This window comes from Longimicrobiaceae bacterium (assembly GCA_036375715.1).
Taxonomy (GTDB): Bacteria; Gemmatimonadota; Gemmatimonadetes; order Longimicrobiales; family Longimicrobiaceae; genus DASVBS01.
The window spans coordinates 172554-195835 of sequence record DASVBS010000060.1; the positions used below are offsets into that span (position 1 = coordinate 172554).

The window sequence follows — 23282 nt, forward strand, 5'->3', positions numbered from 1 at the left end:
GTTCGCCCGCGCCAATGCCGATGGCAGACCTCCGCGCCGATCTCGCCTCCAGGGCCAAATTGCCGGAAGAATCCCGCTCCGGCGAGACCGATTCGCACCGCCCAACCACTCCCGAAGAGGGTCGGGCTCCCGCCGGTTCTGGGGCGGTAACGCCCCCGCTTGCGGCCGTACCCCCCGCTTCTCCGCCTCCAGGCAGGCGCTACGACCGCTCCATCGTCGATGGCCCGCTGGCCCCAACGGTGTGGAAGCTCGCCTGGCCCGCGATGTTGACCAACATCATCGGCGGGATCCAGGGGATGGTCGATCACGTGATGGTCGGCCACCTGGTCGGCTTCCAGGCTAATGCTGCCATCGGGGTCGCCTGGCAGATCTTCATCGTCGTTATCGTCTTCATCACCTCGCTCTTCACCGGGATGAGCGTCCTGGTGGCCCGCTTTGCCGGTGCCGACGAGCCCGAGAAGGTCGACCGGGTGGTCTTCCAGGCATTCCTGACCGCGGTGGGGATTTCTCTTCTGGTGCTGGCTCCGGTGGGCTACCTCCTCTCGCCGGCGCTGCTCGACCTTGTCAACGCTGCCCCCGCCGTTCGCGCCGAAGCCCTCCCGTTTCTACGGGTGATGTTTCTGTTCAGCGTCGGCATGATGATCTTCTTCATGCTGAGCGGGGCGCTGCGGTCGGCCGGCGATGCGCGGACCCCGATGGTGCTGGGAATCGCCATGACCGTGCTGAACATGGGGCTCAACATCGTCCTCATCGCCGGACTTGGCCCGGTCCCGGCCTTCGGCACCACCGGCGCGGCGATGGGAACGGTGATCGCTTCGGGGCTGGTGGCGGTCTATTCGCTCTGGAAGCTGCAGAACGGAAGCTGGGTCATCTCCTTCCCCCGTGGGCAGGGATACGCTCCGGACTGGGGGATCATACGCGCGCTCTTCCGCTTCGGCCTGCCGACCGGTATCCAGGGAATTGCGATGAACGTCGGCGGCGTGCTGATGCTTTCGTTCATCGGTTCTCTCGCCCAGAGCGCGGCTGCCCAGGCGGCCTTTGCGATCTCCTATTCGCAGCTCTTCTCGCTGGTGACCTGGACCTCGGTGGGGTTGATGGGGGCGGCGGCGGCGATCGCGGGTCAGAGTCTCGGGGCGGGGAAGCCTGAGCGCGCGGTGTCCGCGGTGCACGTGGCGGCGCGGATCGCCGTTGGCGGTGCGGCGGCCATCGGCGCCCTGTTCCTGCTCATGCCCGAGGCGTTGCTCGGCCTCTTCGGCATGACCGAACCGGCGGTGATCGAGATCGGTACTCAGTTGCTGCGCATCCTGAGCCTGTCGGGACTCTTCATCGCCGTCGCCCTCACCTACACCGGCGGGCTTCAGGGAACCGGCGACACGAAGAGCCCGCTCTACATCTCGATCATCTCGCAGGTGGTGGTGCCGCTTGGTCTCTGCTTCATCATCCAGCAGACGGTGGGGCTCGACCCGATCGATATCTGGATCGCGATCCTGCTGGGGCACACGGTCCGCTGCGTCCTCAGCGTCGCGCGCTTCCGGCAAGGGCGGTGGAAGTCGATCGTAGTGGACGTGCAGGGTTAGAGGCCCGCGAATCGATCCCCAGCCGGCGATAGGAAGGGCTACCATCATTACAGGTACCTGGCGCACCCACTGTACTTCCGCCCCTCGAGCTGCAGCGTCGCCGTGAGTGGAAAGCGCTCGCCGCTCATCACGTCCTCGCACGGAGTCTCGCGCACCCGCAGCACCACCTCTCCCGTCTGTATCGCGCCGGTGTAAACCTTCTCCCGCTCCGGGCCGTCGCTCCGTACCGGCCCGTCCACAAAGAACTCGACCTCGCCATAGTCGGCCAGCACGTGCATCCGGCGACCGGTGGCCACCTCCACCAGCCATCCCGGCTCCTGCCCGATCGCACGCAGATCGTAACCGAGCAGCCGAGAGACCTCCCACGGCGACTGCGCGGGGGTGCCAGTGCAACGCTCGAACTTCTCGTCCGGGGTCTCGTAGCGCGCACTGAGGCCCTTGCTCCAGAAAGTCACCACACCGTCACTGTAGCGCGTGCCCGAGGCAGCGATCACCTGGGGCAGCGTGCGCACGTCCAGTTCCCGCTCCAGCCGTACGCTCTCCGGCTCGACACGCACGACCACACGGATGTCGTCCTCACACCGGTACACGTAGGCGAACGCCGGCTGGTAGGAGCCCTCCGCTTCGACCGCCCGTGCCGACGTACGGGGTGAGCATCCCGCGATCACGATCGTCGCAAGGGCGTATACCCACAAAGCTGCTTTACTTGACTCTACGAATCCTGACAGGGTAGTTTCTCGAAATCCTGACAAGGGAATTGGTCGGCGTTGTAACTCGGGGATGGCGTTGGAGCTCAGGTATTCCAATGAATCCCCGTTGGCCCCGCGCGAGCCGGGCGGGGCTTCTTTCTTGCGGCTCTTGTGGGCCATTCCCGCGACCGTTGTCACGCTCAGACCGGAAGAGATCTCGATGCCGCTCACGAACTCGGAAGTCGACAGGATGACCGCCTGGCTCCAGGAGAAGGGAGTCAACGCCGCCTGTCCCGCGTGCAGCCGGAAGCAGTGGGGGCTCGGAGAAATCGTTTCTCAACCGGTGAGCACCCGCCTGGGTCCGGACATGACCGCCGAGCACATTCCCGCCGTTTCGCTGGTGTGCGGAAACTGCGGCTTCATGATGATGTTTTCCGCCAAGCTGGTGGGTCTGCGGTAGCCCCCGCCCGCTCGAGCTCATCCGCACCACCGCGCGGTCGTCGCGTCAGCGCTTCCTCGGGCTCTGCCGGCGCTCGACCTCCCTGAAGAGCGCCAGCGCTCGCGCCTCCAGTCGATAGACTTCGCCACCGGGAATCGGGTCCTCATCCTCCGGCTGCCGCGTCCGCGCCGTGTCGATGAGAGGCTGCCAGCCCGCGCCCGCTCCGGCCTTGGGAAGGGTGAAATCGATCGGCTCGTGGTGAGCATTGAGCAGCACGAGCAGGTTGTCGTCCTCCACCGGATCACCGTTCGGATCGAGCTCACCGAGCGCCTCTCCGCCCAGACGGACCGCCATCGAGCGGGTCCAGGCCGCATCCCACTCCGCTTCGGTCATCTCCGTCCCGTCCGGCTTGAGCCAGCTGATGTCGTGAATCTCGGAGCCGTGGATCGGTCGCCCCTGGAAGAACTTGCGACGACGCAACGCGGGATGGGAATGGCGGATCCGTATGAGCCGCCGGGTGAACTCCAGCAGCTCGCGTCGGCGGTCGTCGAGGTCCCAATCGTACCAGCTGATCTCGTTGTCCTGGCAGTACGCGTTGTTGTTTCCTTGCTGGGTTCGCCCGATCTCATCTCCGCCCAGAATCATCGGTACTCCCTGGGAGAGCAGCAGGGTTGCCAGCAGGTTGCGCTGCTGCCGAGCGCGGAGCGCGTTCGTCTCCGGGTCGTCCGTGGGTCCCTCGACCCCGCAGTTCCAGGACAGGTTGTCGCTGTGCCCGTCCCGGTTGTCCTCACCGTTGGCCTCGTTGTGCTTCTCGTTGTAGGAGACGAGGTCGGCCAGGGTGAAGCCGTCGTGGGCGGTGATGAAGTTGATGCTGGCGTGCGGCTGTCGCCCGTCTTCGCTGTAGAGGTCGCTGCTTCCCGTGAGCCGGTAGCCCAGCTCGCCCATCACGCCGCTGTCCCCCTTCCAGAACGCCCGCGCCGAATCACGGTACTTCCCGTTCCATTCGGTCCAGATCACGGGGAAGTTGCCGACCTGGTAACCGCCCGGTCCCACGTCCCAGGGTTCCGCGATGAGCTTTACGTCCGCCAGCACGGGGTCCTGGTGGATGACGTCGAAGAACGATCCCAATCGATCCACGTCGTGCAGCTCGCGGGCCAGCGCCGAAGCGAGGTCGAAGCGGAAGCCGTCCACGTGCATCTCCTGCACCCAGTAGCGCAGGGAATCCATGATGAGCTTCAGCACCTCGGGTGACTGGGCGTTGAGGCTGTTGCCGGTGCCTGTGTAGTCCATGTAGTAGCGGGGATCGTCCTCCACCAGACGGTAGTAGGCGGGATTGTCGATCCCCTTGAAGGAGAGGGTGGGTCCGAGGTGGTTCCCTTCGGCGGTGTGGTTGTAGACCACGTCGAGGATCACCTCGAGCCCGGCGCGGTGGAGCGCCTTCACCATCTCCTTGAACTCCCGCACCTCTTCTCCGCGCCGCTTGGCGCTGGCGTAGCGCGCCTGCGGGGCGAAGAAGTTGATGGTGTTGTAGCCCCAGTAGTTACGTAGTCCCTTCTCGAGCAGGTAGCTGTCGTCCGGAAAGGCGTGTACGGGGAGAAGCTCGACCGCGGTGACGCCGAGACTCGTGAGGTAGTCGAGTATGTGGGGCGAGGCCAGACCTGCGTACGTGCCGCGCAGTCGACGGGGTACGTCGGGGTGGCGCATGGTGAGTCCGCGCACGTGTGTCTCGTAGATGATCGTGCGGTGCCAGGGGGTACGCGGGGGCCGGTCTCCCTCCCAGTCGAAGTCGTTCGCGATCACCACCCCCTTGGGTACACCCGGGGCGTCATCGCCCTCGTCGAAAGCGAGGTCTTCGTCCGGGTGGCCAAGGGGATAGCTGAAGACCGGCTGGCTCCAGTCGACTTCGCCGTACAGGGCCCGAGCGTACGGATCGATCAGGAGCTTGTTGGGATTGAAGCGGAGACCGGATCCGGGCTCGTACGGGCCATCAACCCGGTAGCCATAGAGCTGGCCCGGCCTGATACCCTTCAGGTATCCGTGCCAGACGTGTCCCGTGACTTCGGGAAGGGGGATGCGCTCCTTCTCTGCGGGCCGCCTCCCGGCGGAGAAGAGGCAGAGCTCCACCTTGGTGGCATTCAGGGAGAAGAGGGCGAAGTTGACCCCGTTTCCGTCATAGGTGGCGCCCAGCGGGTCGCGCCGGCCAGGCAGGATCTTTCGTGGCATTGGAGTGCATCGTGTCGGGAGGCGCCTGGACGTCGGCGCCGGCGCGGGTAGCTGCTTCAGGTGGCGAGGGGCAGAGCAAGAGGTGTTCCCCAGGCAGGATCACGAGACGGAACCTGGCGCAAGACGGGGCGGTACGGTCTCGCGCTCGAACTTGCGCGGACGGAGGTTACGTTCAATATTACCTCGCTGCACCTCTTTCCACACATGCTGTGGATGCGGCCTCGCGCCCGCGAATTCCCACAGCGACTCCCGAGAGGCCGCCGTCCTGGCCTCGTCTTGGTGGGAGATTTCGGGGTTCGGCTTCCCCTGAATGAAGCAGTCGCGCGCCGGGGCACTATCCTCGGCGTGGGCGCAGCTTTTTTCCTGCGTTGGAAGGTGCTTAGGCATGCCGGGGCACCATGCCCCTCGAGGTCCGTCTGATTCCGATTCGTTCACTCAAGACCGGAGAAACGGCTAATGCGACGTTTTGTTCCTCGCGCCGTACTGGGCGCGGCGCTGGCGATCGGCGCGGCCGCCTGCGCGGCGGGGACGGCGACCTCCGGCCCCGCCAGTGAGGATGCCGGGGGCCGTTACCAGGTCATGATCCCCGATCCGACGCCGCAGGGTGGCGTTTCGGAGCGAGACGCCCAGCGCGTCGCTGCGCTTCTTCGACGGCAGGTCAGTGGGATGCCCACGCACGTCGCCCTGGACGTGGAGCGAATCCGTGCCGCAATGCAGCAGTACGGAGTCGCGGCTCTGGACTCCACCACCTCCCGCCAGCTTGCTCAGCAGCTCGGAGCGCAGAACGTACTCTACCTGGTTCTGGGTCAGGGTGGATCGGGCCTCTCCGCCGATGCGCAGTTCATCGACGTGGCCAGCGGCGACGTGATCCGTCTCGATGACGTCTCCGGTGCGAACGCGAACGAGCTGGCCGACTCCATCTTCAGCGCGCTGGAATCCTCGATCGAGGGCCTCCGCCAGGCAGCGGCCTGCAACGATCAGCTGGCCAGCGAGCAGTACGAGCGGGCGCTGGCGATGTGTGATAGCGCGCTCGCGGTGGTGCCTTCGAGCACTTCGGCCCTCTACGGCAAGGCGACCGCACTCCTTCAGCTGGAGCGCTACGAGGAGGCGCTGGCGGCGTACGAGGAGCTGCTGCAGCGCGAGAATACGCACCAGGATGCGCTGCTCGGAGCGGGTCTGGCGGCGAGCAACCTCGGCCGCTCCGAGGATGCGCGCGGGTACTATAACCGTTACCTCGAGCTCAACCCTGGCAACGCCCAGGTGCGGATGAGGGCGGCGACCGACATCGCCGGGGCGGGGGACTATCTCTCCGCCTATGAGGTTCTGCAGCCCGTCGCGGATCAGTTCCAGAGCGATCTCGAGTTCCAGCGCTTCCTGTTCAGCCTCGCCACCGCGGCCGGGCAGCAGGCGTCGAACGATGGCGGTGAGGATGCGGCCCGTCCGTACTTCGAGGCGGCGCTGCAGGCGTACGAGCGCGCTTTCTCGAGCGACAGCGTCAAGCCCGACATCTCTCAGATCCGCCAGGCGATCGCGGTGAACATGGGTCTCGGGCGCACCGACCAGGCGCTGGAGATGGCTCGGCAGGCGACCGTTCAGTACGACACGGTGGCCTCGATCTGGAACCAGTACGCGACCGCACTCGCCGACGCCGGCCGCCACCAGGAGGCCATTCCGGCGTTCACGCGGGTCATCGAGCTCGATCCGGACTACGAGGACGTCTACATCCGTCGGGCCATGGCCTACCTGGAGACGGGACAGCAGCAGGAGGCGCTGGCGGACCTGCAGCAGGCGGCCCAGCGCGGCAACACCGATAACGTGGCGCGCGTGCTCTTCGCCGAGGGGAACGAGGCGATGCAGGCGACCCGCTATGAGGACGCCGAGCAGCTGTTGGAGATGGCCGCACAGTACGCTACCGGCGAGCTGCGCGCCCAGATCCTGTTCTTCCAGGGATACGCGATCTTCCAGCAGGGTAACCAGATCGCCCGGGCGAACGGCACCGGTGCGGCTGGCCCCGCGCGCCAGGCGCTCGAGCTCTTCCAGCGCGCCCGTCCGCTCGTCGAAGCGGGGTCGAACGCGCAGAAAGAGCAGCTCCTGAACTCGATCGATCAGTACATCGCGAACCAGGAAGCCATCATCCGCGCCGCCGGCTGACGCGCCCGGGATTACGGATTACGAATTACGAATTACGACCTGTCACTGAATCGCGCAGGGCCCGAGGGAAGGATCGCGTATCGGGGCGGTCGTCGCCGGACGCGACCCTTCGCTTCGCGGGAATGCTAGCCGGACAAGTAATTCGTAATTCGTAATTCGTAATTTTTCGCCTCCGCCCTCAGCATTTCACTGCCAGCTTCCACTCCGCCACTCCGTAGCTGAATTTCCGTCCGCTGATCGGCTCGCCGTCCGCGTTCACGCTCAGCTCCTCGTCCGATTCCAGGGTGAAGGCGGGGAGTTGGAGGTAGACGACCGCGGGGTGTCCGAGGTGCTCTCCCGCGCGCAGCTGCGGCAGGAGCCGCAGGAACTCCACGCGCGACATCTCCCGGACGAGGCAGAGGTCGAGCAAGCCGTCGGACGGATCGGCGACCGGGGTGAGGACGTTGCCTCCGCCCGTGCGGCGCCCGTTTCCGACCGCGAAGAGCAGGAAGCGACCCTCGGCGATCGTTCCTTCGGCGGTGCTCACCCGAGCGGTGAGCGGTTCCAGCGCAACGAACTTGCGCACACCGGTAACCAGATAGGCGAGCGGACCGAGAACCCGCTTGGCCTCGGTAGAGGCCTCCTCGGTCGCCTCGGCACCGAACCCGCCGGTGGAGACGTTCAGGAAGCACCTTCCTTCCACTCGGGCCACGTCCATCAGCCGCTCCCCTCCGCCGACCGCGACCTCCACCGCTTCTTCCACCTCCTCGGGAATCTCCAGCGCCCCGGCGAGATCGTTGGCGGTGCCCAGGGGAATGATGCCCAATCGGGGCGGCTCGCGGCCGGCACCGCTTGCCCGCATCCACTGGTCGATCCCGTTGACCACCTCGTTGATGGTCCCGTCTCCGCCGGCCGCGATCAACAGATCGCAGCTCTGCTCACACGCCTCTCTTGCCATCCAGATCGCATCGCCGCCCTCGAAGGTGAGCCGCGCCCGAACCTCGTCTCCCGCCTGGCGACGCGCCTGGATGCTGTTCCTGAGCCGCTCGAGCGTGTCGGTGTTCGACTCGTTTATGATGAAGGTGATGCGCACCTGCGACTCCGTGCTGAGGGTTACGTTGCGAACGTGCAAATTCTTCACCCGATCCGGCCTTCAGGTCGCCCACTCTTCGCTCAGCGCCTCACTCTCTCCGCCACACCTGCTCCGCAAAGGCTTGGGTTGACTTCTTGCAGGCGGCCCATAGCTTTCGGGTGGGGAAAAGTGGGGGAGAATGGGGCGACGTGGTTCAACTCCGAATGGGCGCGGGATGAGCGGCTTCCTGGGGAGCTATCGACATCAGATCGATGAGAAGGGGAGGCTGAGCCTGCCCGCTCCATTTCGCCGCGATACAGACGAGCGCCCACTGGTACTGGTCCAGGTCCACGCCCAGTCGCTGACCCTCTACCCGGCCGACACCTGGTCGGGCGTCGAGGAACGCCTGCTCGAGCTCCTGCGACGTCAGCCTGCGGCCCGCGCCAACGTCCTCGCCATCACCGCCAACGCCGTCGAAGTCGTCCCCGATCGACAGGGTCGCATCCTGGTCCCGCAGCGCCTGCTTGCCGCTGCGGGGTTGACCGACTCGGCACTCCTCGTCGGCGTGATCGACCGCATCGAGATCTGGGATCCGCAGCGTTTCGAGGCGACGCTGGCGGAGCGGGACCAGCAGTTCGATCGGTTCACGGCGCAGATCTTCGGGTGAGCTGATGAGCGACGCGACCTCCTACCACGTACCGGTCCTGGTCGAGGAGGTAATGGAGATTCTGCGGCCGGAAGCGGGCGGACTCTTTCTGGATGGAACCGTGGGAGGCGGTGGACACGCCGAAGCGCTGCTCACTCGTGGCCCCGAGGCGCGGTTGATCGGGGTCGATCGCGATCCCGACGCCATCGCGGCTGCAAGCCGCCGGCTGGAACGCTTCGGCGACCGCGTGAGGCTCGTCTCCGCCGTGTATGCCGATGCGGTGGCCGCTGCAGGGATTGCGCCCGGGTCGTTGCAGGGAGCCCTCCTGGACCTGGGGGTCTCCTCGCACCAGGTCGACGAGGAGGCCCGTGGCTTCACCTTTCGCGCCGGGGCGCCGCTCGACATGCGGATGGCCGCGGCGAGTCGGGGCGAGGAGACCGCCGCCGATCTGCTCGCGCGCCTCTCCGAGGAGGAGCTCGCGAACATCTTCTTCCGCTACGGCGAGGAGCGCCGCGCGCGCCGGCTCGCCCGCACCATCGTGGAGATGCGCGAGCGAGAGCCGCTCACCCGCAGCGAGCACCTGGTCGAGGCGATCGAGCGATCGCTGATCCGGCCCACCGCCCAGGATCGCGCCCGCATCTTCCAGGCGCTTCGCATCGCGGTGAACAAGGAGATCGAGGGGCTGGAGCGCGCCCTCCCCTCCCTCCGCGACGCGCTGGCGAGTGGCGGCGCCTTCGTGGTGCTCTCCTACCATTCGCTGGAGGATCGACTGGTGAAGGAATCCTTCCGGGAATGGAGCCGAGACTGTGTGTGCCCACCCCAGCTCCCGGTCTGCGTCTGCGGCGGCAAGGCGATGGGAAAGCTGATCACGCGCAAGCCAATCGTCGCGAGCCGGGAAGAGGTGGAGCGCAACCCTCGCGCGCGTAGCGTGCGTCTGCGAGCGTGGAGGCGAGCATGACGGGTCGGCGAGGGCTCCACCGTCCTGTTCAGCCGCCACGATTGCCGACCTGGCTGCGTGCGACAGGCTGGCTAGCGCTCCTCCTGAGCGCGCTCTTCGTGGTTACCTGGCGGCAGACACGAGGGCTGGAGCTGGAGGCAGCGTTACGCGATCTGGCCACCCAGCGGGAGCTGGCCGAGACGGAGCGAATCGAACACCAGCGAAACATCCAGCGACTGCGCAGCCGGGCACGCGTGCTTCGCGTAGCTCGCGAGCGGCTCGGGATGAGGCTTGCGGTCGGCGACGAGATCGTCTTCCTGCCCGCCGCGGGAGCGGTGGCTCCCGCCAGGAAACTCGATCCAGCGGAGGGGGCCGAATGAGCGCGCACCGCAACAACGCGCCTCCCTCGAACTGGCCACGCTTCCGGCTGCGCCGCTGGCTCCTGTTGGGCGCTTTTCTGCTCGCCGCCGGTGCTGTGCTGGGACGCGCATTCCAGCTGCAGGCGCTCGAACACGAAAGATGGGCGGCGGAAGCGCTGGAGCAGCAGCAGGAGCGGGTCCCGCTTCCTGCCCGGCGCGGCGGCATCTACGACCGGGATGGGGAACCGCTCGCTCTCAGCTACGAGACTTACCGTGTATCCGTGGCACCGCGGGAGCTTCGCGACGCGGAGGCGGCGCGCGACCTCCTGGTGGAGGCGCTGGGGGTTTCCCGCCGCGTCGCGGAGCGTGCGGTGGACCCGGAACGCCGCTGGGTGGTGCTGCCCGGTCGCTACTCCGCCGAGCAGCGCGTGAAAGTCGGACGTGTGGCCGGCATCTATTTCGAGCGCGACCTCGAGCGCTTCTACCCGCAGGGTGAGGTCGGGCGCGAGCTGGTCGGCGTGGTCACGCGGGACGGCCGGGCGCTGGGTGGGGTGGAACAGTATTTCGACGACGTGCTCAGCGGCGTTCAGGGGTATTCCGTGCTCCGGCGCGACGCCCGGGGCAGAACCCACCCCGCGCTCTCGCTGCCGGTGGTCCCGCCGGTTGACGGGTCGGATGTGCGGCTGACGATCGATCTGGACCTGCAGGAGATTGCGGACGACGCGCTGCGTACCGCCATCGAACAGGCCAATGCCTCCGGCGGCGACCTGGTGCTGCTCGACGTGAATACCGGCGAGATTCTCGCCGCCGCCTCTCGCCGCGGGGGAAGGGCCCGGACCCTGACCGCTATTACAGAGCCGTATGAACCCGGATCCACGTTGAAGCCGCTGTTCGCTGGAGCTCTCCTCGCGGAAGGCCGTGCGACGCGCCACGATTCGGTCTACACGGAGAACGGAAGATGGACGCTCGCAGGGCGAACGATCACAGACACGCACGCGATGGAGTGGGCCTCGCTCGAGGAGGTGATCCGCGAGTCGAGCAACATCGGCATCGTGAAGTTCGCGACGCGGCTCACCCCCGGCGAGCAGTACCGCTATCTGCGCGACTATGGCTTCGGCACGCCCACGGGCGTGGCCTATCCCTCGGAATCGTCGGGACGGCTCCGCAGGCCGCAGCAGTGGTCGCGCCTGAGCCCCGCCAGCCTGGCCATGGGGTACGAGATCTCGGTGACCCCCCTGCAGCTCGCCGCGGCCTACGCCGCGGTAGCGAACGGGGGGGTGCTGATGGAGCCTTACCTGGTGCGAGAGATCCGTGACGCGAGCGGGCGGGTGATCGAGCGCAGGGAGCCGCGGGCGCTCCGGCGCGTGCTGCCCGAATGGGCCGCCGAGCAGGTAACCGAGATGCTGGCCAAAGTGGTGGAGGACGGAACCGCCACGCGCGCCGCGATCGACAACTTCAAGGTTGCCGGAAAAACCGGTACATCGCGACGCACAGGACCCAATGGGAGATACCTGCCCGGTAGCTACACCGCTTCCTTCGTCGGGTACTTCCCCGTGGAGGACCCGCAGGTCGTGATCCTGGTCAAGATCGACGAGCCGCGCGGCGACTATTACGGCGGCCTCACTGCCGCCCCCGTGACCCGCGAGACGCTCCAGGGGATCCTCGCCAGCCGGTCCTCGGCCGTTCACCTCGCCCGGCTGGTTGGCACGACCGCACTCGCCACCCCCGGCGCTTCGGCGCTGATCCGGGGGACCACGCCGCCCGAGCGGCCCGCGGAGCCGGCGTACGTGCTCGACCTGGACGACATCCCAGAGACGGCTCCCGATACGACGACTCGCAGCGTGCGTGTGCCCCAGCTGGTCGGCTTGCCGTTGCGTGAAGCGGCCCGGCGGAGTCACGCGGCCGGTCTCCTGGTGCGCCTGCGAGGTTCCGGTCTGGTGGAGTGGACCGAGCCGGCCGCGGGCGAGACGGTCGCCATCGGCGACACCATTCTGCTGGTGGGGAGGAACCGGTGAGCCGCCTCCGCGAGATCGCCCGCAGGTTGGCGGCGGAAGGTCTGCTCCGTGTGCCATCGGAGGCGGAATCGACCCCTGACGTGCCGGTGCGGGAGGTGACCATCGACTCCCGGCAGGCCGGTCCCGACGTCCTCTTCTGCGCGATCCGCGGGACCACGGCGGACGCGCACCGGTACCTGGGTGAGGTTCAGCGCGCCGGCGCGGCAGCGGCCCTGGTGGAGGAGGTGAATGGCGCAGTTCCGCTCACTCAGGTCCAGGTGGTCGACGGGCGCAGGGCGGCGGCATTCGCGGCGGCGGAGCATTTCGGCGATCCGTGGACCGAGCTGACGCTCGTTGGCGTTACGGGTACCAATGGCAAGACCACCAGCGTCTCGATCCTGCGCCACCTGCTCTCGGCGCGAGGGCCGGCGGCGTCGATCGGGACGCTTGGCGTGGTGGGGCCCGAGGGAGGGGTGCTGCCGGGAACGGAGGGTCTCACCACGCCAGGCCCGGTCGACGTTGCGCGCTGGCTGCGCCGCTTGCGGGAGACCCCCGTAGACGCAGTGGCGATGGAAGTCTCCTCCCACGCGCTGCACCAGGCGCGTGCCGCTGCAGTCCGGTTCGACGCCGCCCTCTTCACCAATCTCAGCCGCGACCACCTGGATTACCACGGCACGCTCGAGGAGTACCGCGCCGCCAAGCTGCTGCTGGCGTCGCTGGTGAAGCCGGGAGGAGCGGTGGTTGTCAACGCTGACGATCCGGCTTGGGCCGACGTGCGCGCGCCGTCCGGGGTGCGCACCGTACGTTTCGGCCTGCAGGCGGGGGAAGCCGAGGTGCGTGCAGCTTCTGTGCGGGTGGGAGCGCGGGGCATGGAGTTTCTCCTGACCCTCCCCGACGGGCAGGCCGAGGTGGTGCTACCGCTCTATGGCGCGTACAACGTCGCAAACGCTGTCGGTTGCGCGGCAGTCCTCTGGTCGCTGGGCTGGACCGCCGATGAGATCGCCGGAGGCCTACGCACGCTGCCGCAGGTGCCCGGTCGGCTCGAGCGGGTGCCGCTGCCCGAAGGGTTCCCGACCGTACTCATCGACTTCGCCCACACGCCGGACGCCCTGGAACGCGCCCTCGGTGCCGTGCGCCCCCTGGTCCGGGGGCGACTGGTCGTAGTGTTCGGTGCCGGCGGCGACCGCGACCGAGGCAAGCGCCCGGAAATGGGAGGGGTGGCCGTTCGGATGGCCGATCGCGTCATCGTTACCTCCGACAATCCGCGCACCGAGGACCCGGAGCGGATCGCCGACGACATCGAGGCGGGAATGGAGGGGGCGGCACACGAACGCATCATCGATCGGCGCGAGGCCATCCGGTATGCTCTGCAGACCTCCGGCGAGGACGATATCGTTCTGCTCGCCGGCAAGGGACACGAAACCTATCAGATCCGCGGCACTGAAAAGCTTCCCTTCGACGAGCGCGAAGTGATCCGCGAGATCCTGAATGAGATCGGAGATCGACGTTGAGTATCTTCTCCTGGCCGGCCTCGGAAGTTGCCGCGGCGCTGAACCTTCCCGCGCCGGCGGGAGAGGAGGTCGTCTTCCCGCGCGTCTCGACCGACACGCGGACGCTGCAGGCCGGCGACCTCTTCGTGGCTCTGAAGGGGGCGCGCTTCGATGCCCACACCATGCTCTCAGAAGCCGCGTCGGCGGGGGCGGCCGGGGCGGTGGTGAGCCACATCCCGGCGGACGCGCCCCGCTCCCTCCACTACTTCGTCGTTGCCGATACGTTGCATGCGCTGGGCGCACTTGCCCGGCATCGTCGTGACCGCACCGCCGCGAGGGTCGTCGGCGTGGTGGGCAGCAACGGCAAGACGACCACAAAGGATCTCCTGCGGGCGGCCCTCTCTGGCACCTACGAGGTGCACGCCACCCAGGGAAACCTGAACAACCAGATCGGCGTCCCGCTCACGCTCCTGGCCGCTCCGGAGGAGGCCGAGGTGCTGGTGGTGGAGATGGGCACGAACGAGCCGGGAGAGATCGCCATTCTCAGCTCCATCGTCCGTCCGGACTACGTGGTGGTGACTTCGATTGGCGAGGAGCACCTGGAGAAGCTCGGGAGCCTGGAGGGAGTCCTGGAGGAAGAGCTCAGTGCGCTGCGCGGTCTCGGCCCCGAGGGCATGGCCTTCGTCGCAGAAGAGCCTGAAGCGCTGCCTCGCCGCGCGAGGGAGATACTGTCCCCCGATCGGGTACGCGTCGCCGGAGTCGGTCCGACCGCGCAGCTCCGACCGGACGGGGGGGCAGATGGCATTGAGGTGCTACCGGATGGCACCACCCGCTGGAGCTGGCGGGGTCATGCGGTGCACCTCCCCATACCCGGTCGTTTCAACGTGCGCAACGCCCTCCTGGCCCTCGGCGTGGCTGTCGAGCTGAAGGTGTCGGAGGCTGAGGCGGTGCGCGGCATCGGTGAGGTGACCTCCGCGCGCCTCCGCGGGGAGTGGCAGCGGATCGGGAGCCTGCGGGTGCTCGCCGACTGCTACAACTCGAACCCCCCGAGCGTGCGGGAGGCGATCGAGCTCCTGGCATCCCTTCCGGCGGAGGGACCGAAGGTGGCCGTGCTGGGAACGATGCGGGAAATGGGGGTGCACACCGAAGCGCTCCACCGGCAGGTCGCGGAGCGGGTCCTCGACCGCCTGGGGAAGGGGATCGACGTGGTGGTGGCGACCGGGGCGTTTGTCGCGGCCTTCGACGGCGTGGCGCCGGGAGACGGGCGCATCATCCGTTGTATCGACCCCGTCGAAGCTTATCACGCGCTGGCCGGTCGTCTCAACGGCGACGAGACCATCCTGCTCAAAGCCTCCCGCGGCGAGGCGCTCGAGCGCTGGTTGCCGCTGCTCAGGAAGGAGTGGGAGTGATTCGCGAGTTGCCGATCGTCACACGCTAGAGCCGGAAAACCATTGCTCTACCACTTCCTGGTTCCACTGGCGGAGTACCACATCGTCTTCAACCTCTTCCGCTACCAGACCTTTCGGGCGGCGGGAGCGGTGGTGACGGCCTTCCTGGTCGCCTTCTACCTGGGACCGCCGATCATCCGGCGCCTGCGCATGCTGAAGGTGGGACAGGTGGTGCGGACGGAAGGGCCGCGTACGCACCTGGGGAAATCGGGCACGCCCACCATGGGCGGGGTGCTCATCGTGCTCGCCACGGTGATCCCTACGATCCTGTGGGCCGACCTGACCAACCCCTACACGATCACCGCCATGATCGTGCTGGTCTGGCTGGGCGCGCTCGGCTTCATGGACGATTACCTCAAAGTCGTCCGCAAGAAGACCGAGGGGCTGGTCGGTCGTTACAAGATCATCGGGCAGGTCTCCATCGGTATGCTGCTGGGCATCGCCCTGCTCCTCGTACCGTTCTCGGACGTGCCGACCACCTGGACGCAGATCCCCTTCTTCAAGACCTGGCATGTCGACTTCTTCATGCCCTGGGCGTATGTCCTGTTCGTGGTCTTCATCATCACCGGTAGCTCCAACGCGGTCAACCTGACGGACGGCCTGGACGGGCTGGCCGCCGGCCTCTCCGCGATTGCCGCCCTGACCTTTGCCATCTTCGCCTACCTGATGGGGCGAGTCGACTCCTCCGACTACCTGAACCTCTTCTATTTCCCGGGCGCCGGCGAGCTGGCGATCTTCTGTATCGCGCTCGCGGGGGGGTGCATGGGCTTCCTCTGGTACAACGCCCATCCGGCCGAAGTCTTCATGGGGGATACGGGCTCGCTCGCCATCGGCGGTGTGCTGGGAGCGGTCGCCGTGCTGCTCAAGATCGAGTTCCTGCTGGCCATCATCGGCGGTGTTTTCGTGCTCGAGGCGCTCTCGGTGGTCTCACAGACCGCCTACTTCAAGTGGACCAAGCACCGCACCGGCACCGGACGGCGGATCTTCCGCATGGCGCCGCTGCACCATCACTTCGAGCAGATCGGCTGGCACGAGAGCAAGGTGATCATCCGTTTCTGGATTCTGGGCGTCATCTTCGCCTTCATCGCGTTCGCCACCCTCAAGATTCGATGACGCGATCGCTGACTGGCGAGACGATCGGGGTGCTGGGGCTGGCGCGTAGCGGACGCGCCGCCGCCCGGCTGGCGCTGGCCCGCGGGGCTCGGGTCTACGCGAGCGACGCGGGTGATTCTCCCGAGTTGCAGGCCGCGGCGGAGGAAATCCGCTCTCTCGGAGGCGAGGCCGATGTGGGACGGCACGACCTCGACCGTCTGGCCGGGTGCGATCGGATCGTGCTCAGTCCCGGCATTCCACCCACCGCGTCGATCCTGCGCGAGCCGGCGTTGCGGGGGAAGCCGATCATCCCCGAGCTGGAGCTCGCCGCCGAGCAGATCGATGCACCGCTGATCGTGGTTACCGGGACCAACGGTAAAACCACGACCACTGCGCTGATCCACCACCTCCTGCTGGAGAGCGGCTTCCGCGCGGAGGCGGGCGGCAACATTGGGCGAGCTCTTTCGGAGGTGGCGCTGTTGGACCCCGCGCCGGAGGTGGTGGCGGTGGAGGCCAGCTCGTTCCAGCTCGGCCTCAGCACCGCCCTGGTTCCCGCTGTGGGCGTGGTGACCAATCTGGCGCCCGACCATCTCGACCGGTACGTACGGGTGGAGGATTACTACGCGGATAAGGCGAGGCTTTTCGCCAACGCCAGCACGGCGAGCCGCTGGGTGCTGAACGGCGAGGATCCAACGGTGCGCGAGCTGGCTGGTGACGCGACCGGAGCGCGCTTCTATTTCCGCGTCGACTCCCCTCTGCCGGATGAGGAGCGGGGTGGTTGGGTCGATGCCGAGGGCTGGCTCACGCTTCGCCTGGACGGCGAGCCGGAGCGCATCCTCCCGGTGGAGCGCCTCACGCTGCTCGGGCGCCACAACGTGGCCAACGCGCTGGCGGCAGCGCTGGCAGTGCGCCTCGTCGGCGGAAGCCCGGAGGCGATCTCGCGGGCGCTGGCTTCCTTCCCCGGGCTGGAGCACCGGCTCGAACCCGTGGCCGAGGTCGACGGGGTGCTCTGGATCAACGATTCCAAGGCGACCAACATCGCTTCCACCCGCGTCGCCCTGCGCAGCATGAGTCGCCCGACCGTGCTCCTGCTGGGCGGGCGGCACAAAGGAGAGAGCTACCGGGCGCTGCTTCCGGAGCTGCGCGCCGGCACCGTGCGGCGAGTGATCGCCTACGGCGAAGCCGCCCGGCTGATCGAACAGGACCTGGCGAGTGAGGTCCCGGTCGAGCGGGTGGAGGGCGATTTCGAGGCCGTGGTTCAGCTGGCCAGGGAGCGGGCGAGCAGCGGAGACGCGGTGCTGCTCTCACCCGCGTGCTCGAGCTACGACATGTTCCGCGATTACGAGGAGCGCGGCCAGCGCTTCCGTGAGCTCGTCCGGGGAGGCGCGCGATGAAGACGGTGCAGGCGGCGCTCAGGCTGCGGCCAGCGACCGGCGGAAGTCGCGTCAAGAGCGGCGTGTTCCCGCTCGCCGCCCGCGGCGCCGAGCGCTGGGAGCCGGGGGCGATCATGCTCATCGTGTTGCTCCTTGTCTCCTTCGGCCTCGTCGAGCTGTACAGCGCGAGCACCTTCATGGCACTGAGCGAGGGGCGACCGCCGCACTTCTATGCGCTGCGCCAGGCCATGGGTCTCGCCCCCGGAGTGCTGATCTGCGCCCTGCTCGCACGCATCGACTATCGGCGCCTGCAGCGCATCGCCTGGCCCTTTCTGGGGGTCGTCTTGCTGATGCTGCTTGTAGTGGTGCTCCCGGGTACCGAAGCGATCGCCCCGCGTGTGAACGGTGCGCGGCGCTGGCTGCAGGTCGGTGTGACCGTTCAGCCCTCCGAGCTGGCGAAGCTCGCGCTCATCATCTGGACCGCCGCGCTCACCGTGAAGAAGCAGGAGCGCCTGCACTCGTTGCGAAAAGGGCTGCTCCCGTTCCTGATCGTCTGGCTGATCGTGCTGGCGCCCGTGATCGCGCAGCCCAACTTCTCCGCCGCGCTCCTGCTCGCCCTGTTGGCCTCCCTGGTCCTCTTCGCCGGCGGCGCACGTATCGGCCACTTCATCCTGCTGGGGATCGTGGCGGTGCCGCTGCTGTGGAACCAGGTCGGCGGGGCGAGCTACCGGGTGAAGCGGATCGTCGCCTTCCTCGACCCCAGCGCGGATCCGGCCGCCTTCTACCAGAGCCACCAATCGCTCATCGCGATCGGGTCCGGCGGCATCACCGGCCGTGGCCTGGGGGAAGGGCAGCAGAAGTTCGGCTTCCTGCCGGAACCTCACAACGACTTCCTCTTCTCCATGATCGGGGAGGAGTGGGGCTTCATTGGTGTGGCTTTTACCGTCCTTCTCTTCACCGGCTTTGCCGTCGCCGGCTACCGGATCGCCGCGCGGGCGCCCGACCTGTTCGGGTACCTGGTGGGGATCGGGATGACCAACCTCATCGTCGTCTCGGCGCTGCTGCACATGGGCATCGCGCTGGCGCTCCTGCCGACGACGGGGGTTACGCTCCCGTTCATGTCGTACGGACGGAGCGGGTTGCTGGTGAGCTTCGCGGCGGTGGGCGTGCTGCTCTCCCTGGCGCGCCACGCCGAGGAGGGAGAGCGGTGAGCGCGGCTCCGCGGGCACCCGCCATCCTGTTCGCCGGAGGGGGTACCGGAGGGCATCTCTACCCGGCGATCGCACTGGCCGAGGCTTTTCGCGCGCGCGATCCCCAGACGCGGGTGCACTTCGTGGGGGCGCGCCGGGGCATCGAGGCGCGCGTGCTGCCGGAACGCGGCCTTCCGCACACGCTGCTTCCGTCGGAGCCGATCCATCGCTCGCAGCCCTGGCGCAACTGGCGATTGATCCCGGCTTTTTTCGGCTCCGTCGGAGGGCTGCGACGGATCTTCCGCGAATTCCAGCCGGACCTCGTGGTGGGAACGGGTGGCTACGCGAGTGGGCCGGTAGCCGGTTGGGCGCTGCTGAAAGGGGTGCCGCTGGCGCTGCAGGAGCAGAACTCCTACCCCGGGGTCACCACGCGCCTGCTCGCGCGCCGGGCGCGCCAGGTCCACCTGGCCTTCCCCGAAGCGGAGGCCTACCTCTCGCCCGGGCCGCGAACAGAGGTGCTCTACAACGGCAACCCGATCCTCCCGCCAGACCGCTCGATTCGCAGGGAGGAGGCCCGGTCGAAGTTCGGGCTCACAGACGGAGTTGTCGTGCTGGTGGTGGGGGGTAGCCAGGGCTCGCGCGCCATCAACGAGGCGCTTCTGACGGATCTGCGCGAGCTGGCGGCGGGGCGCCTGCGCGAGCGTCCGGAGGGGCTGCAGCTGCTGTGGGCGACGGGTCCCGCCCACCATGCCTCGATCTCGGGCCGACTGGCCGACCTCGGTCTGGGTGATTGGGTGCGGGTGGTCCCCTACATCCAGGAGATGCCCGCTGCTCTGGCGAGCGCGGACGCCGCCGTGTCCCGCGCCGGGGCGATGGCACTGGCCGAGTTGTGCGCGTGGGGAATCCCCAGCGTGCTCATCCCGCTTCCCACGGCGGCGGCGAACCATCAACACCACAACGCGGCCGCTCTAGCCAGGGCTGGCGCGGCGATCCTCCTCCCGGAGCGGGAGCTGACCCCCGGCCGCCTGTGGAACGAGCTGCTCACCCTCGCCACCGACCAGGCGCGGCGCGCCGAGCTCGCCGAGCGGGCCCGAGCGCGAGGTCACCCCAACGCCGCGGCCGAGATCGTGGCCGACCTCTACCGGTTGCTCGAGGCTCCGCAGGCAGCCTGACCTGCTTTTCGCACCTTGGAAGCGAGTGATATATTGACCGCCCTCGACCTGCTTCAGCTGGCCCGTACCAAGCCGATCCACTTCGTGGGGATCGGTGGTGCCGGCATGCTGCCGCTCGCCGAGCTCGTGCTGCAGGCGCAGGGGAGGGTCACCGGGTGTGACTCGGCGGAGACCGCGGGGGCACGGCAGCTTCGCGAGCGCGGCGTGCAGGTGGAGGTCGGCCATGCTCCCGAGCACGTGGCCGGCTGCGGGGCCGTGATCGTGACCTCCGCCGTCGCTCCCGACCACCCGGAAATCGAGGCGGCGCGCGCCGCGGGTATCCCGGTCCTGAAGCGGGCGCAGGCGCTGGGCGAGATCGTGAACCGCGGCGCGGTGGTGGGAGTTGCCGGCACCCACGGCAAGACGACCACCACGGCCCTCACCACCTCCGTGCTCGCGGCTGGCGGGCTCGAGCCCACCGGGCTCGTGGGCGGCCGGGTGCCCGCCTGGGGCGGCAATCTCCGCCGTGGTGGTGACCAGCTGTTCGTGGTCGAGGCGGACGAGTACGATCGCTCGTTTCTTACCCTCCGCCCCGCCGTCGCGGTGGTCACGACGCTCGAGGCGGACCATCTCGACATCTATGGCACCCTCCAGGGCGTCGAAGACGCCTTCCATGCCTTCCTGAGCAGCGTTCCCCGAAACGGACTGATCGTCGGTTGCGGTGACGACGCCGGGGTCGGTAGACTGCTGCCTCGTCTGGCCTCCGGGGGGCCGCGGATCGTGACCTACGGCCTGAACGCCGGGTCGATGCTGCGCGCAGAGGAGGTGCGTGCCTCGGGGCTGGAGAGCCGGTTCGCGGTGCGCGAGGAGGGGAGGCTGCTCGGCGGAGTGCGGCTACGCGTTCCCGGCGTCCACAACATCCGTAACGCACTCGCCGCTATCGCGGTGGCCCGCCACCTGGGCATCGAGTGGCCGGCGATCGCGCGGGGGCTGGAGTCGTATGCGGGCGTCGAACGCCGCTTCGAGCGAATCGGCGAGGCCGGCGGCGTGATGGTGGTCGATGATTATGCGCACCACCCCACGGAGCTGACCGCTACACTGCGCGCTGCCCGTAGCGCGTTCCCGGAGCGCAGGCTGGTGGCGGTATTCCAGCCGCACCTGTATTCGCGCACGAGGGATTTCGCGGCGGAATTCGGCCGGGCCCTGGCCCTGGCCGACCTCGTCTTCGTCACCGACGTCTATCCCGCGCGCGAGCGGCCGATCGAGGGTGTCACCGGTGAGCTGCTGGTAAAGACCGCTGCAGAAGCTGGAGCTACGGTCCACTACCTACCCGATCGGGCGGAGGTGGTGGAGTGTCTGCTCCGCGAGCTGCGTCCGGGGGACCTCTGCTTGACTCTCGGCGCAGGCGATCTGAACGAGGCTGCGCGGGAGCTGTACGCCGCTCTCGGTGGCGATGGCCGGGAGGACAGACGTGCGTAGGCCGATTCGCATCCTGCTGATCGGGGCGGCAGTGGCCGCCGCGCTCGGGGGGATCTTTGCGGCTCCGCGCGTTCTGCCGGCCCTCCCCGGGTTCGAGGTGCGTCGGGTCGAGCTGCGGGGGAGCGAGTGGCTGAGTCCCCTGGAGGTTCTGCAGGCCTCCGGAATCCGGGCGGACCAGAGCGTCTGGGACGATCCCGCGCAGTGGGAGGCCGCGCTCGAGCGGCACGCGGTGATCGCGAACGCCACCGTGTCGCGGCGCCTACCGGGTACTCTGCGGGTCGAGCTCGTGGAGAACGAGCCGGTCGCCTATCTGGTGGACGACGTACTCGTGCCGGTGAGCGCGTCAGGTGAGCGACTGCCCATCGACCCGACGCGGGTTGCCGCGGACCTGCCGATCGCGCGGGGATACGAGAACGGAGAGGTCCCTCCGGCGATGCTCGCCGAGGTGGAGCGCCTGACGCGGCTCGCACCTTCGCTCCTGGCCGAGGTGTCGGAGATCGTCGCTCGTGACGAGGAGGGCAGCGAGCTCCTTCTCCGCCATCGCGCTGCCGACATCGTCGTGCCGGCTGGCACCCAGGTCGACCGCCTCGTCGAGCTGGGCGCGGTGCTGGCCGACCTGGAGGAGCGGTTGAGAGGGAAAGAGGTCGGCGGGATCGCTCGAGTCGATCTACGCTTCGAGGACCAGATCGTCGTGCGCCTGCCGCGTATCGAACAGAAGCCGTGATGAGCCACATCGTAGCCGGGCTGGACCTGGGATCGACAAAGACGGCCGCCGTGATCGCCGAGATCACGGGCGACTCTCCCGAGACCCTTGAGGCCAAGATCCTCGGGGTCGGGCAGGCGCGTACGGCTGGCATCCGGCGCGAAGTGGTGACCGATATCGAAGCCACCACGGAGTCGGTGCGCAAGGCGGTAAAGGAGGCGGAGCTGATGGCCGGCATCGGCGTGGACCGCCTCTACACCGGCATCGCGGGGGAGCACATCCACGGGCGCGCCTCCGCCGGCGTCGTTGCCGTCGGGGGGCAGGAGATCAGTCCGCGTGACGTCGAACGGGTGCACGAAGTCGCCCGTGCAATCGTGGTCCCGGCGGACCGGGAGGTCCTGCACGCGATCCCGCAGGAGTACCTGGTCGACGGCCAGGGCGGCATCCGCGACCCGGTCGGCATGGCGGGGACGCGCCTGGAGGCGGAGGTGTTCATCCTCACCCGATCCCGGACCGCCGGCCAGAACATTCGCAAGGCGGTCGATCGGGCCGGATACCGGGTTGCGGACCTGGTGTTCGAGCCGCTCGCCGGCTCACTGGCGGTGCTCTCCGACGACGAGAAGGAGATCGGTGTCGCCCTTGTCGACCTGGGTGGAGGGAACACGGACCTGGTCGTCTTTCACGAGCGAAAGATTCGCCACCTCGCGACACTCCCCTGGGGCGGCGGCACGGTCACGAACGACATCGTCAAGGGGCTTTCGCTCCCCTATGCCGAGGCGGCGCGCGCCAAGGAGCGTTGGGGTGCTGCGCGGGCATCGATGGTCGATCCTCGCGAGGTGTTCGAGCTACCGGCCTCCAGCGGGACGCCGGAGCGGCAGATCGCCCGCGAGCTGCTCGCACACATCATCGAACAACGTCTGGATGAGATCTTCGGCCTCGTCGCCCAGGAGATCGAGCGCAGCGGTTTTGCCGACCGGCTCGGCGCGGGGGTGGTGTTGACGGGCGGCGGGGCGTCGCTGGAGGGGATCGTGGACCTGGCGGGGGCGAGCTTCCCCGGACCGGTGCGCGTAGGTGCTCCGGGCGAGGGGCTGAAGGGGCTCGCCGACACCGTGCGCAGGCCAAAATTCGCCACAGCGGCGGGACTGGTCATCTACGGCGCCCGGCGGGAGCTCGCAGAAGGAGCGGGTGGACGGGCCGGAGGCGCCGCTTCCGTTAACGGAGTCATAAAGTGGATGCGCGAGTGGCTGGCCGACTTCTTCTGAGCCGGCATTCTCGCGCGCAGAGCGTTCA

At 68.0% G+C, this 23282-nt stretch carries 19 protein-coding genes; 16 read left to right on the forward strand and 3 right to left on the reverse strand.

Annotated elements, in window-relative coordinates:
- The first annotated feature begins 263 nt into the window (after nucleotides 1-263).
- Nucleotides 264-1577 carry an MATE family efflux transporter gene (locus VF167_12010; protein ID HEX6926135.1) on the forward strand — a complete coding sequence of 438 codons (1314 nt, stop codon included), beginning with the start codon at nucleotides 264-266 and terminating at the stop codon, nucleotides 1575-1577.
- 47 nt (nucleotides 1578-1624) lie between these two features.
- Here VF167_12010 and VF167_12015 read toward each other — a convergent pair whose 3' ends face one another.
- Nucleotides 1625-2245 carry an MliC family protein gene (locus tag VF167_12015; protein HEX6926136.1) on the reverse strand — a complete coding sequence of 207 codons (621 nt, stop codon included), beginning with the start codon at nucleotides 2243-2245 and terminating at the stop codon, nucleotides 1625-1627.
- 241 nt (nucleotides 2246-2486) lie between these two features.
- On the opposite strand from VF167_12015, the gene VF167_12020 reads away from it, so the two are divergent.
- Complete coding sequence (locus VF167_12020) at nucleotides 2487-2726, forward strand: hypothetical protein (protein ID HEX6926137.1); 240 nt, start codon at nucleotides 2487-2489, stop codon at nucleotides 2724-2726.
- Nucleotides 2727-2771: 45 nt separating this feature from the next.
- Here VF167_12020 and glgX read toward each other — a convergent pair whose 3' ends face one another.
- Nucleotides 2772-4928 (reverse strand): glycogen debranching protein GlgX, encoded by a 2157-nt coding sequence (gene glgX, locus VF167_12025; GenBank protein ID HEX6926138.1) that lies wholly within the window; start codon nucleotides 4926-4928, stop codon nucleotides 2772-2774.
- A 456-nt stretch (nucleotides 4929-5384) separates the two neighbouring features.
- Between glgX and VF167_12030 the strand changes: the two genes are divergently transcribed.
- Nucleotides 5385-7079, forward strand: coding sequence for a tetratricopeptide repeat protein (locus VF167_12030; GenBank protein HEX6926139.1), 1695 nt, complete (start codon nucleotides 5385-5387; stop codon nucleotides 7077-7079).
- Nucleotides 7080-7257: 178 nt separating this feature from the next.
- On the opposite strand, the gene VF167_12035 is transcribed toward VF167_12030, so the two are convergent.
- Nucleotides 7258-8199, reverse strand: a complete 942-nt coding sequence (locus VF167_12035; protein ID HEX6926140.1) for a diacylglycerol kinase family protein — start codon at nucleotides 8197-8199, stop codon at nucleotides 7258-7260.
- Nucleotides 8200-8365: 166 nt separating this feature from the next.
- On the opposite strand from VF167_12035, the gene mraZ reads away from it, so the two are divergent.
- From mraZ to ftsA, 13 genes are read left to right on the forward strand one after another with little or no spacing between them, the layout of a single operon-like run.
- Nucleotides 8366-8797, forward strand: coding sequence for a division/cell wall cluster transcriptional repressor MraZ (gene mraZ / locus VF167_12040; GenBank protein HEX6926141.1), 432 nt, complete (start codon nucleotides 8366-8368; stop codon nucleotides 8795-8797).
- 4 nt (nucleotides 8798-8801) lie between these two features.
- Entirely contained in the window at nucleotides 8802-9734 is a 933-nt protein-coding gene (gene rsmH / locus VF167_12045) for a 16S rRNA (cytosine(1402)-N(4))-methyltransferase RsmH (protein HEX6926142.1), read from the forward strand.
- A complete protein-coding gene (locus VF167_12050; protein ID HEX6926143.1) occupies nucleotides 9731-10093 on the forward strand; it encodes a hypothetical protein in 363 nt (120 codons plus the stop codon). The genes rsmH and VF167_12050 overlap by 4 nt, the downstream gene beginning before the upstream one ends.
- The gene (locus VF167_12055; GenBank protein HEX6926144.1) at nucleotides 10090-12087 is read left to right on the forward strand and encodes a penicillin-binding transpeptidase domain-containing protein; all 1998 of its coding nucleotides are present in this window, start codon (nucleotides 10090-10092) and stop codon (nucleotides 12085-12087) included. The genes VF167_12050 and VF167_12055 overlap by 4 nt, the downstream gene beginning before the upstream one ends.
- The gene (locus VF167_12060) at nucleotides 12084-13577 is read left to right on the forward strand and encodes a UDP-N-acetylmuramoyl-L-alanyl-D-glutamate--2,6-diaminopimelate ligase (GenBank protein HEX6926145.1); all 1494 of its coding nucleotides are present in this window, start codon (nucleotides 12084-12086) and stop codon (nucleotides 13575-13577) included. Before VF167_12055 ends, VF167_12060 begins: the two co-directional genes overlap by 4 nt.
- The gene (gene murF, locus VF167_12065; protein ID HEX6926146.1) at nucleotides 13574-14965 is read left to right on the forward strand and encodes a UDP-N-acetylmuramoyl-tripeptide--D-alanyl-D-alanine ligase; all 1392 of its coding nucleotides are present in this window, start codon (nucleotides 13574-13576) and stop codon (nucleotides 14963-14965) included. The genes VF167_12060 and murF overlap by 4 nt, the downstream gene beginning before the upstream one ends.
- 42 nt (nucleotides 14966-15007) lie before the next feature.
- Nucleotides 15008-16117, forward strand: coding sequence for a phospho-N-acetylmuramoyl-pentapeptide-transferase (gene mraY, locus VF167_12070; GenBank protein ID HEX6926147.1), 1110 nt, complete (start codon nucleotides 15008-15010; stop codon nucleotides 16115-16117).
- Nucleotides 16114-17490: a UDP-N-acetylmuramoyl-L-alanine--D-glutamate ligase gene (murD, locus tag VF167_12075; protein HEX6926148.1), complete on the forward strand. Its 1377-nt coding sequence runs from the start codon at nucleotides 16114-16116 to the stop codon at nucleotides 17488-17490. Before mraY ends, murD begins: the two co-directional genes overlap by 4 nt.
- Nucleotides 17487-18680 carry a putative peptidoglycan glycosyltransferase FtsW gene (locus VF167_12080; GenBank protein HEX6926149.1) on the forward strand — a complete coding sequence of 398 codons (1194 nt, stop codon included), beginning with the start codon at nucleotides 17487-17489 and terminating at the stop codon, nucleotides 18678-18680. Before murD ends, VF167_12080 begins: the two co-directional genes overlap by 4 nt.
- Complete coding sequence (murG, locus tag VF167_12085; protein ID HEX6926150.1) at nucleotides 18677-19831, forward strand: undecaprenyldiphospho-muramoylpentapeptide beta-N-acetylglucosaminyltransferase; 1155 nt, start codon at nucleotides 18677-18679, stop codon at nucleotides 19829-19831. Before VF167_12080 ends, murG begins: the two co-directional genes overlap by 4 nt.
- A 33-nt stretch (nucleotides 19832-19864) precedes the next feature.
- Nucleotides 19865-21289, forward strand: coding sequence for a UDP-N-acetylmuramate--L-alanine ligase (gene murC / locus VF167_12090; protein HEX6926151.1), 1425 nt, complete (start codon nucleotides 19865-19867; stop codon nucleotides 21287-21289).
- Nucleotides 21282-22013 carry an FtsQ-type POTRA domain-containing protein gene (locus VF167_12095; protein ID HEX6926152.1) on the forward strand — a complete coding sequence of 244 codons (732 nt, stop codon included), beginning with the start codon at nucleotides 21282-21284 and terminating at the stop codon, nucleotides 22011-22013. The genes murC and VF167_12095 overlap by 8 nt, the downstream gene beginning before the upstream one ends.
- The gene (gene ftsA, locus VF167_12100) at nucleotides 22013-23254 is read left to right on the forward strand and encodes a cell division protein FtsA (GenBank protein HEX6926153.1); all 1242 of its coding nucleotides are present in this window, start codon (nucleotides 22013-22015) and stop codon (nucleotides 23252-23254) included. The genes VF167_12095 and ftsA overlap by 1 nt, the downstream gene beginning before the upstream one ends.
- Nucleotides 23255-23282 lie beyond the last annotated feature (28 nt).

Bases quoted from the DNA above. Each gene is read 5' to 3' on its own strand.
- VF167_12010 (HEX6926135.1), top strand. From the start codon at position 264: ATGTTGACCAACATCATCGGCGGGATCCAGGGGATGGTCGATCACGTG.
- VF167_12020 (HEX6926137.1), top strand. From the start codon at position 2,487: ATGCCGCTCACGAACTCGGAAGTCGACAGGATGACCGCCTGGCTCCAG.
- glgX (HEX6926138.1), bottom strand. From the start codon at position 4,928: ATGCCACGAAAGATCCTGCCTGGCCGGCGCGACCCGCTGGGCGCCACC.
- VF167_12030 (HEX6926139.1), top strand. From the start codon at position 5,385: ATGCGACGTTTTGTTCCTCGCGCCGTACTGGGCGCGGCGCTGGCGATC.
- mraZ (HEX6926141.1), top strand. From the start codon at position 8,366: ATGAGCGGCTTCCTGGGGAGCTATCGACATCAGATCGATGAGAAGGGG.
- rsmH (HEX6926142.1), top strand. From the start codon at position 8,802: ATGAGCGACGCGACCTCCTACCACGTACCGGTCCTGGTCGAGGAGGTA.
- VF167_12050 (HEX6926143.1), top strand. From the start codon at position 9,731: ATGACGGGTCGGCGAGGGCTCCACCGTCCTGTTCAGCCGCCACGATTG.
- VF167_12055 (HEX6926144.1), top strand. From the start codon at position 10,090: ATGAGCGCGCACCGCAACAACGCGCCTCCCTCGAACTGGCCACGCTTC.
- murD (HEX6926148.1), top strand. From the start codon at position 16,114: ATGACGCGATCGCTGACTGGCGAGACGATCGGGGTGCTGGGGCTGGCG.
- VF167_12080 (HEX6926149.1), top strand. From the start codon at position 17,487: ATGAAGACGGTGCAGGCGGCGCTCAGGCTGCGGCCAGCGACCGGCGGA.
- ftsA (HEX6926153.1), top strand. From the start codon at position 22,013: ATGAGCCACATCGTAGCCGGGCTGGACCTGGGATCGACAAAGACGGCC.